Source organism: Sphingobium sp. VMM, from assembly GCF_056790315.1.
On record NZ_JBXGSI010000045.1, the window covers coordinates 1 to 8723 of the forward strand.

Annotated in this window: 7 protein-coding genes; 2 read left to right on the forward strand and 5 right to left on the reverse strand. The window is 60.7% G+C overall.

Annotated features, from left to right (window positions below; genetic code table 11):
• The first annotated feature begins 14 nt into the window (after positions 1 to 14).
• Positions 15 to 377 (forward strand): DUF1905 domain-containing protein, encoded by a 363-nt coding sequence (locus ACUCV3_RS27095; RefSeq protein WP_482241464.1) that lies wholly within the window; start codon positions 15 to 17, stop codon positions 375 to 377.
• A 342-nt stretch (positions 378 to 719) separates the two neighbouring features.
• Here ACUCV3_RS27095 and ACUCV3_RS27100 read toward each other — a convergent pair whose 3' ends face one another.
• The 4 genes from ACUCV3_RS27100 to ACUCV3_RS27115 all read right to left on the reverse strand — a co-directional run bounded on the left by ACUCV3_RS27100 (position 720) and on the right by ACUCV3_RS27115 (position 6375).
• A complete protein-coding gene (locus ACUCV3_RS27100) occupies positions 720 to 2015 on the reverse strand; it encodes an acetamidase/formamidase family protein (protein ID WP_279728784.1) in 1296 nt (431 codons plus the stop codon).
• A gap of 220 nt (positions 2016 to 2235) precedes the next feature.
• Complete coding sequence (locus tag ACUCV3_RS27105; protein WP_159078647.1) at positions 2236 to 3585, reverse strand: carbohydrate porin; 1350 nt, start codon at positions 3583 to 3585, stop codon at positions 2236 to 2238.
• A gap of 216 nt (positions 3586 to 3801) precedes the next feature.
• Positions 3802 to 5214, reverse strand: coding sequence for an MFS transporter (locus ACUCV3_RS27110; protein WP_482241463.1), 1413 nt, complete (start codon positions 5212 to 5214; stop codon positions 3802 to 3804).
• Positions 5215 to 5412: 198 nt separating this feature from the next.
• Positions 5413 to 6375 carry a dihydrodipicolinate synthase family protein gene (locus ACUCV3_RS27115; RefSeq protein ID WP_279728782.1) on the reverse strand — a complete coding sequence of 321 codons (963 nt, stop codon included), beginning with the start codon at positions 6373 to 6375 and terminating at the stop codon, positions 5413 to 5415.
• Here ACUCV3_RS27115 and ACUCV3_RS27120 point away from each other — a divergent pair.
• Positions 6374 to 7549: a LacI family DNA-binding transcriptional regulator gene (locus ACUCV3_RS27120; protein WP_199909679.1), complete on the forward strand. Its 1176-nt coding sequence runs from the start codon at positions 6374 to 6376 to the stop codon at positions 7547 to 7549. The genes ACUCV3_RS27115 and ACUCV3_RS27120 overlap by 2 nt on opposite strands.
• Before the next feature lie 154 nt (positions 7550 to 7703).
• On the opposite strand, the gene ACUCV3_RS27125 is transcribed toward ACUCV3_RS27120, so the two are convergent.
• Positions 7704 to 8723, reverse strand: a 1020-nt coding sequence (locus ACUCV3_RS27125; protein WP_279776411.1) for a tyrosine-type recombinase/integrase, incomplete at its 5' end; no start/stop codon positions are given.

Sequence of the window (8723 nt, forward strand, 5' to 3'; positions counted from 1 at the left end):
TATATCAATGGGTCCTGACCCTAGGCGGAGACGTCTCACCTGACGAAACAGCTTGGGAGCATGTCGGCCCTATCTGGTTGTGGCGCGGGAAAGGCAAGGATGGTCAGCCTTCATCGATGTCGTGGCATTTTCTAACGATCGACGGCGAGGTCGCCGAAGCCATTCGTGTAGCATCGTCGGGCCAATCAGCGGCTTGGGGATCGGTCTACGTAGAGGCCGGCATCGGCAAAACGTATTGGCGCACATCGGTTTTTCCGAGCAAGGCCATCCAGGGCTACATGCTGCCCATCAAGGCGAGCGTGAGAAAAGCAGAAAAGCTGGCGGATGGTGACGTTATCACGGTTCGTATTACCCTATCCAAGGTACCATCACGCTAGAAATGAGCGCTCGGCCTGAGGGAAGTTGGTCGGGAGCTGTCAGGAAAGCGGAACGTCCGCTGCTGGGGATCGAAAATTTGGCTCGGAGCGTCCGGCGTGGGTCGCCCCCAGAAACGACTGCTATGCGTCCAAGGCTGAACCACTGTGCCTCATCCGCAAGGTCAATCATTTCAATCGACAGTGGCAGAAGGAGAATGCGGGCGCGCTGTCATTGTCAGCCGATGCGCGCTGCGCCGCCGACCGATCGATCTTGGCTTCAACATAGGTGGATCGTGAACGGCCACAGCTGCGACGGCGGTTATGCGCCGTGGCTCGCTAAGAAGCCGTTCCTGCAGCTGGTTGCTATCGAGCCGGAAGCAACGCCTTGTCGATGCGCGCAGCCACGCCAACACTTCGGCCTGCGAGGTTCGGGATTGAATAGCGCACTGCGCTTCCCAACACCTTTGCCGCGTCGGACAGGCTCAACCCATAATCCTGCTGCAGCCATTGTATCAAACCTGTGGTTGCGGCCCTCGTGGCTTCGTCGAGCGAGCCGGCCTGCCCCAATGCCATGATTGCATCTGGCGATTCGACCCTTGGCATCATGATCGCGCTTCCCTTGATGATCTCGACCGAGAATTCGCCGTCCATCGACGTTTCGAGCGCATATTGGGAGGTTTCGCCGTCCCCTTGGAGCGCGTGTGCGTCACCCAGATACAGCAACGCGCCGGGTTGCTGTACTGGCAAAAAGACGGTGTTGCCCGCAACCACCTCGGGAAAGTCCATGTTGCCGCCTGCACGACCGGTATCCCCTGTCGAGAGTGGAGGCGAAGCAAAGCCACTCGCCAGGCCGACGCCGCCGAGCATTGGTCGCAATGGGACGCGATAGTCTTTCAATCGATCTCCAGGCTCCTCGAGCGTTGCAAATCCGCTCTCCCGATCGAGGCGCCATCGCACTGGCCGGCCAAGATCGGACGCTTTTGCACTCAAGCCCGCCCCCAGTACGCGTGTCACGATCGTGTCGAGGCTCTCTGCCCAATCTCGATTGGGCGTCAGCTTGCGGATGTGTATCGCGAGCGTGTCGCCTTGCTGTGCTCCCGCAACAAAGAAGGGGCCAGTCTGCGGATTGCCGAACAATGCGCGCGTGACGCCATTTGCATCAATGCCGCCGGAATCGATTGTCGAGGTTCGAACGATATCGCCAGGCCAGATCGTCAGGACCGGATCGCGGTCAGCCGAGAAGCTGTTTGCAAAGGATTGCGGGGCATATTCTATCACGCGCGGCTGAGCCGTCGGACGCTCGGGCACTGGTCTGGCGGAAAAGGCAAATGTCTGCCGCCTATCCGGGAAATTATTATCAGGGTAATTGGCGGTACCAGACAGCCGGCCTTTTTCGAGACGCGCCTCGAACCCATATTCGGCTCCGCGCTTGTCGGTCACCGAAAAATGCAAAGCCTTGCCAGCAATCGTCCCTGCTACACGATCGCCGTCCCAGTCGCCGGAAACCGCATCCTGCAGGATCGACAGGTTGAGTGTCGAATACTCCGGATTTCCCCATCGATCGACCACCAACACCCACTGGCCATTCATCTTGGGCGAGGCCGACGCCACTGTCGTCAGCATGCACAACGCGCCAGCGGCTATCACGGTACGCAACATAACCCCTCCTCATCAATTGACTACAGATGTAGTCAATTGATGAGCGCTGGCAATGCTGTTGGTCGAAGAGTTGGTTATGGAAAGGCGATCGACGTTCTCCTCCTTCCTGACGCTCAAAATCCACATGCCGGCCATCAGCAATATGATCGAGAACAACGCAAAAGCAGACCGACAGGAAATGTTAGACGAAAAATCGCGACTGAGTGACCGGGAAGGGGCGTCATTTCATTGCAGGCATGCCCAGCAAACCCGCGATATCGACCGAGATGCGCAGGCCGAAGGCCAATATGTCGCCTGATTGTTTTCTGGCGCGCGGCTGCAGGAAATTGTCGGGATTGACGACATATTGGATATTGGGGCTGATCCGCACATTGCGGCCGACCGCCATGCCATAGTTGAGTTCGAAGATCGCCTCTCCTCGGCGAACGCGGTCGGTGCCGCCGGCTGCGATACGGGACGCCTGAAGATAATCGATCTGCCGGTCGCCGATCCGGATATAGCTGCCTACGAGGCCAAGCGTATCGCGCGGGCGTCCGGCAAGCGGGCCGGTGACGATGACACCGGCAATCGCCTGTCCCTTGAACGGGACATAGTTTTCCGTCGAACCGATCATTCCGCCAAACACCGTCACCGGCCGTTTGACGTCGCCATGGAGGTGGCCCGTGACAGCGTCGCCCATGACGTACCAGCCGGCCTGGCCATCATGCTGGAGCGGAGTCCCCCCAGCGGTAAGGCGAGGTTGATGATCGCTGTTGAGATAGGGATCCGCAACATCCGACGTGTTGTGATAGCCGCCAATGCGCAGGTGCCAGGGATAGTGCGCCTTGGGCGAGGCAGACTGGAAGCCCAGCTCCACCGCGGTCTGATGCCCGGTCGATCCCTGGGTCGACCAGTCGAACCCGTTGGTTGGATTGAGCGAGGGATTGGCTTCGAACAGCCCGGCCTGGACATAGATACCTTTGGCCGGCGCCAGCTTTATCCGGCCACCCCAGGTGCCATAGGGAAAGAAGCCGAGCGCCCGGTCCTGGATCGGCACGACCGCCGGGTTGAAGCAGACCGAATTATTCTGGAAGGTGCAATAGATGTTGGACTGGTTGAAATAGGTCAGCGGCGACACGCGCCCACCTGAAATGTTGAGCTTGCCGTCGAACAGATTCTGCTCGACCGCGAGCGCGGCCAGCCGCAAATTCTGGAAGGCCTTGTAACGTGTCTGGAAGCTGATCGCATTACCGGCATGATCTGCGGAGAGCGACGTGCCCTTCGAGACATTCATCGACACATGGATGAAGCTGCCCTTGAGACCGATCATCCGATCAAGGTCTAGATCGGTGCCGAACGGCAGGGCATAGGAGTTGCCGACGCCGCGCTCCTGTCCACCGCTGACGCTGCCGGCAAATTCGTCGACCGCCAGGAACCGAAGATAGATGCCCTTGTCGGCCAGCGATCGGCCGAGCGGGGCGAGAGGTCCGGTCAGAGACTTGCCCTCGGGCAAGGGAACTTGTGGGAACTGGACCTGCGGTTTGGGATAATTGGCCGATGCCATTGTCGTTACTACGGGCGGCGGGAGCATAGTCTGCTCCCGCGTCTGCCGATCGGTCGGGACTGTGACGATCTGTGCATGGGCGCAAGACGGAGATGTAAAGGGTAGCGCTGCAAGGGCGCATGCCAGGAACCTGTAGGCCATGGAACATCCTCTCGACGGACCGGCAATCTTCGCGCGCGTGCCCTGATGTGACGGGAAAAGGGCCGCCGGCGCGTCAGGGCGCCAGCGGCGAGACAGAGACGCTCAGGGAGAGAGCTCTTCCAAAGACTTGCCGCTGGTCTCCGGTGCCCAGCGCAGCACCGCACAGCCGGTCAGGACAGCGACCGCAGCGAAGGCCAGAAATACGGGGGCGATCGAACCGCCCGACATGACGAGGCCGATCACCCAGGGCCCCGCGATCGATCCTGCGCGCAACCATGCTGATCCCAGCCCAGCCCCCAGCGACCGCAATCGGGTCGGATAGAGCTCACCCGAATAGAGGTAGAGCGAATAGGTAACGGTCTGGAGCGCCGCAAAGGCCGGCGTTGCCAGGGCAAAGACCATCAGTGGCGTCGATGCGCCGAGCAGATAAAGAGCCGTCAGCGGTACGGCGGCGAACAGCAGCGCGCCGGTGTACCAGCGACGGCGACCGACCCGGTCAATCGTCAGGGCGCAAATGAAGGATGCGACCAGCGCAATCCCGGTCATGGCAAAGCCATAGCCGATGGCCTGATCGATTGGCAGATCAAACACCGTGCGGTAGAGGGTTGGCAGCCAGGTCAGCAGGCCGTTGTTGATCATATAGGCGCCAAACCACATGCCCCAGAGCAAAAGCGTACGCGGGCCATAAAGCGGGCCGAACATCTCGCGGACAGAACCGGCCGGCTTGGCCTGCACCAAAATGGCGGTTGCCGGGCGCGGTTCGGGCAGCGGCTGACCATGGCGAATGGCGCTATCCTCCAGACGGCGGATCACCTTGTCGGCTTCAGCGAAGCGGCCGCGATTGATTAGCCAGCGCGGACTCTCCGACAGGAAGAAACGCAGCGGGATCACCAGCGCCACCGGCACCATGCCGACGATGAACATAGACTGCCAGCCAAGGCTGGGCACCATGATATAACCGATTGCGCCGGCGGCGGTCAGGCCGACCAGAAACAGGAGTTCGTAAAGCAGGAAGAAACGCCCGCGCTTCTTGGCGCCGGACAGCTCATTGACATAAGCGCTGGCGACCGGAACCTCACCGCCCGTGCCTATCCCCTGCAGGAACCGGAACAGGATCAACGACTGCGGCCCCCAGGCGAAGATGCAGGCCGCACTCATCGCCGCGAAAATGCCGATAGCGATAGCCAGTACCGGCAGGCGCCCGATCCGTTCGGCCAGCCAACCAAAGAAGATCGCGCCGATCAATTGCCCCAGATAGCCTGAAGAGATGATTGCCGCCGTCATCGACGGAGCGAGATCCCATTCCTTGGCCAGGATCGGCATCGCATAGGCGAGCGCGATCGTGGTGTATCCGTCGAAGAAGGTGGCCATGCCGACGCAGCCGCGTGCCCATAGCACGGGGCGGGTTACCGGCAGGCGCTCAAGTCGCGCGATCAGCGCTGCACCGCTGTCGCTGGCAATGGCTGTCGCGCCAGTGCGATCGGCCGTCATGGTAGATGCAATCGAAGCATTCATCTGAGCCTCTCCCATTTGCGCGCTTATCCGGGCCTTGGAAAGCCCGCGCGTCTGTTCTGTTGGGTTGATGGCGATAGGCGGTCCGCCCCTGAGGGCGGCGCGCGCCTATGCCGTGATATGGCCTTTCGGCCGGGGCGAAACGACTTCCTTCCATTTCAGTCGGCCCGCCCCGGACCGAAAGGACGTCCAGCGGCAGCTTCAGACGATGCCGGCTTCCTTCATCGCAGCTTCGATTTCCTGTTCGGCCTGGCTCGACAGGTCGATCAGCGGCGACCGCACGGTGGCGTTCTTCAGCACGCCACGAGCGCGCAGCGCGATCTTGAGCGCGACGGTGCCCTCCATGTGCGAGCCACGGTGATAGACATTCTTCGTCACCGGCAGCAGCTGGTCATGGATGGCACGGGCCTTGGCATAATCCTTGGCTTTGCCCGCCTGGATCAGCGCGAACAGCAGTTCAGGCGCGATATTGCCATAGCCGACCAGCGCGCCGTCGACGTCGAACATAGTGTGCAGCAGATATTCGTCATGGCAGGTCAGGATCTGCAGGTCCGGGAATTCCTTGCGCAGGACGGGAATTTCCGTGTCCCAGCGCTTCATGCTCCGTACGCCATTCTTGGTGGCGACGACGCCCGGCTGCGCTGCGATTTCGAGCTGGGTCTTGAGGTTGTAGGTCGCCTTGGTGGCGTCGGGATATTGGAACAGGATGCACTGCAGGCCCGATTCCTCGTAGATCGCCTTATAGCGATCCTGCGGGGCACCGTCCTGATAGCCAAAGCGCAGCCAGCCATGCGAGGGATAGACCAGCGCGCCGATCGCTCCGGCGTCGGCCGCACGCTTGGCTTCCTTGGCAGCGACCTCGGTTCCTTCACCGGTGATGCCGGCGATGACGGGGATCTTGCCGTCCAGCGCCTCGACATAGACTTCGATCAGGCGGACCTGCTCCTCGGTGGTGAGGAAAGTGCCTTCCCCGGCATGGCCCAGGATGACGAGGCTCTTCACGCCTTCTTTGCCGGCCAGCCATTTGGCGAGGTCGGCATTGGCCGCCCAGTCCACCTTGCCTTCGCTGTCGAACACGGTGACGGGCGCCGGATTGAGACCGCGCAGGTCCATGACATTGGCGGGGGCAGGACGCTTGTTGGGCGCAGGATCGTAAAGGCTCATGAAACTCTCCTATATGAAAACGTTGCTGGGAACGTTCCCGTTATCGTTTCGAATCTGCGCTGGTGTCAAGGTGGATTTTGCGGCAAGGTGCAAAGCAGGCTATCGGAACGGTGAAGAGAGCGAGCGATATCAAGGCGGAATGGCAGGAATGAGCAGGGATTTGGAAGGGCGCGGCGGCCGGGTCACGCTGCACGATGTTGCCGCGGCGGCGGGCGTGTCGAAATCGACGGTATCGCGCATTCTCGATGAACGGCTACCCCAGTCTGACAACGACACCGCGCGCCGGGTGCGGCAGGTGGCGGCCGATCTTGGCTATATCCGTGATATTTCCGCTTCGAGCCTGCGGCGGGGCAAGACGATGGCGATCGGCGTGATCGTCCCGCGCCTGACCGACACGGTCATGGCGATGCTGTACGAAGCGATCGCCAAGGCCTGCGCAAAGAACGGGCGGATCGCGCTCGTCGCGACGACCGACGACAATATCGATGCCGATGAGCGGGCAGCTGAGACCCTGATCCAGCGTGGGGTCGATGGCCTGATTCTGGCCACGGCGCGCACCGGTGACGATCTGCCCGACAAGCTCGAAAGGCGGGGTGTGCCGCATGTCCTGGCGTTGCGCACGGATGGCCACAGCCCGTCAGCGATCGGCGATGATCGACTTGGGGGCTATCTCGCGACCCGGCATCTTATCGATCTTGGACATCAGCGGATCGCCATCATCGCTGGTCCCTCCTTTGCTTCAAGCAGCCGGGAGCGATTGGCTGGTTACAAACAGGCGTTGGAAGAAGCATCGATCGCCCTCGATCCATCGCTCATCATGGAATCCAGCTTCAGCATCGAGGCTGGGGCAGAAGCGGCTGAAGCAATCATGGCTCTGGATCAGCGCCCCACCGCCATATTTGCAGTGAACGACAATACCGCCATCGGCGCACTCTCGAAGCTCACCAATATGGGGATCACGGTGCCCGGCGACATCTCGCTCGTTGGCTACAATGATATCCCGATCGTCAGCCATTTGCCGACGCCGCTCACGACGATGCGGGTCCCGTTTGATCAGATCGCGGCAGCGGCGCTTGAGCTACTGGATACGCCACTAGCGGCAGGCAATTCGGCCACAATGCTCGTGGCGCCAACACTGATCCCACGCCGGTCTTCTGGTCGGGTCGCAGAATAGCTGCCTGTCCGGAATGGGGAATTAAGAATTGGACCCTGAACGGCAGAAATGGGTCGATGACGACCGCACGACCAACCGATCACCCCGCGCACTTCCTAACGGCCAAAGGCACGACACACGCCCCTTCCTTATGCTCATCCAGATAGTCACTCCATCACTGAGACATCTGGACCCGCTCATCCCAATGCTGGCCCCTTGCGTATGCACCACGCACAGCATTGCTATGCCCGTGCGCCAATGCGCGTTCGATCGCGTCAGGATGCCACTTCCCACTCTCGTTTAGCAGAGTGCTAGCCGTGGCTCTGAAGCCATGGGCCGTCACCGTCTCACGATCGAACCCCATTCTGCGGAAGGCGGTGTTGATCGCATTCTCGCACATCGGCTTGAGATGGCTCCGCTCTCCAGGGAACATCCAGTCCATCCATCCGGTGTGGCGCCGCAATTCATTGAAGAGAGCAAGCGATTGTACTGACAGAGGGACACTGTGTGGTCGACGAAGCTTTGTGCGCTCTGCAGGAATGCGCCATATCTTCTCGTCCCAGTCGATCTCCTTCCATTTGGCGAGGCGCAACTCCCCTGGCCGCACGAAGACATGCGGCAAAAGTTGCATCGCGATCTTGACGCTCTCGCTACCGCCGTAATCATCAATTGCCCGCAACAGCGCGCCAAGCTTGCGCGGTTCCAATATGGCAGCTCGATGCGTGACGATCGGTGACATCAAAGCGTCGCCCAGCAAGGCAGCCGGGTCCGACTTGCAAAGCGACATCGCGACACCGTGACGAAACACACGGCTGGCGAAGGCGCGCGTGCGAACCGCAGTCTCCCGTTTACCGGCCTTTTCGATCTTCTTCAAAACGACCATCAGTTCGGCTGGCTCGATTTCGCTGACCGGCCGTCCACCGATCGGATCAGTTAAATGAGAGAGGTACCAGCGTGCCTTCTCGATTGTTGCGGCCGCCTTTTGCCCGCCCACGAATTTCACCTCGATGAAATCTTCGGCGACCGACTGGAAGCTGTTCCCAGCAGCAAGCCTTGCCATCGTCTTTTCCCGCTTGCGCTCATGTAGCGGGTCGCCCCCCTCTCTCACAGCCCGCCGCGCTTCGTCCCGCAGTTCGCGCGCCTGGACTAGCGAAACTTCAGGCCAGTCTCCAAGCGTGAGGCGCTTCTCGCTTCC

Excerpts from the sequence above, each read along its gene's own strand:
- ACUCV3_RS27115 (WP_279728782.1), bottom strand. The coding sequence starts at position 6,375 with ATGAGCCTTTACGATCCTGCGCCCAACAAGCGTCCTGCCCCCGCCAAT.
- ACUCV3_RS27120 (WP_199909679.1), top strand. The coding sequence starts at position 6,374 with ATGAAACTCTCCTATATGAAAACGTTGCTGGGAACGTTCCCGTTATCG.
- ACUCV3_RS27110 (WP_482241463.1), bottom strand. The coding sequence starts at position 5,214 with ATGAATGCTTCGATTGCATCTACCATGACGGCCGATCGCACTGGCGCG.
- ACUCV3_RS27100 (WP_279728784.1), bottom strand. The coding sequence starts at position 2,015 with ATGTTGCGTACCGTGATAGCCGCTGGCGCGTTGTGCATGCTGACGACA.
- ACUCV3_RS27105 (WP_159078647.1), bottom strand. The coding sequence starts at position 3,585 with ATGCTCCCGCCGCCCGTAGTAACGACAATGGCATCGGCCAATTATCCC.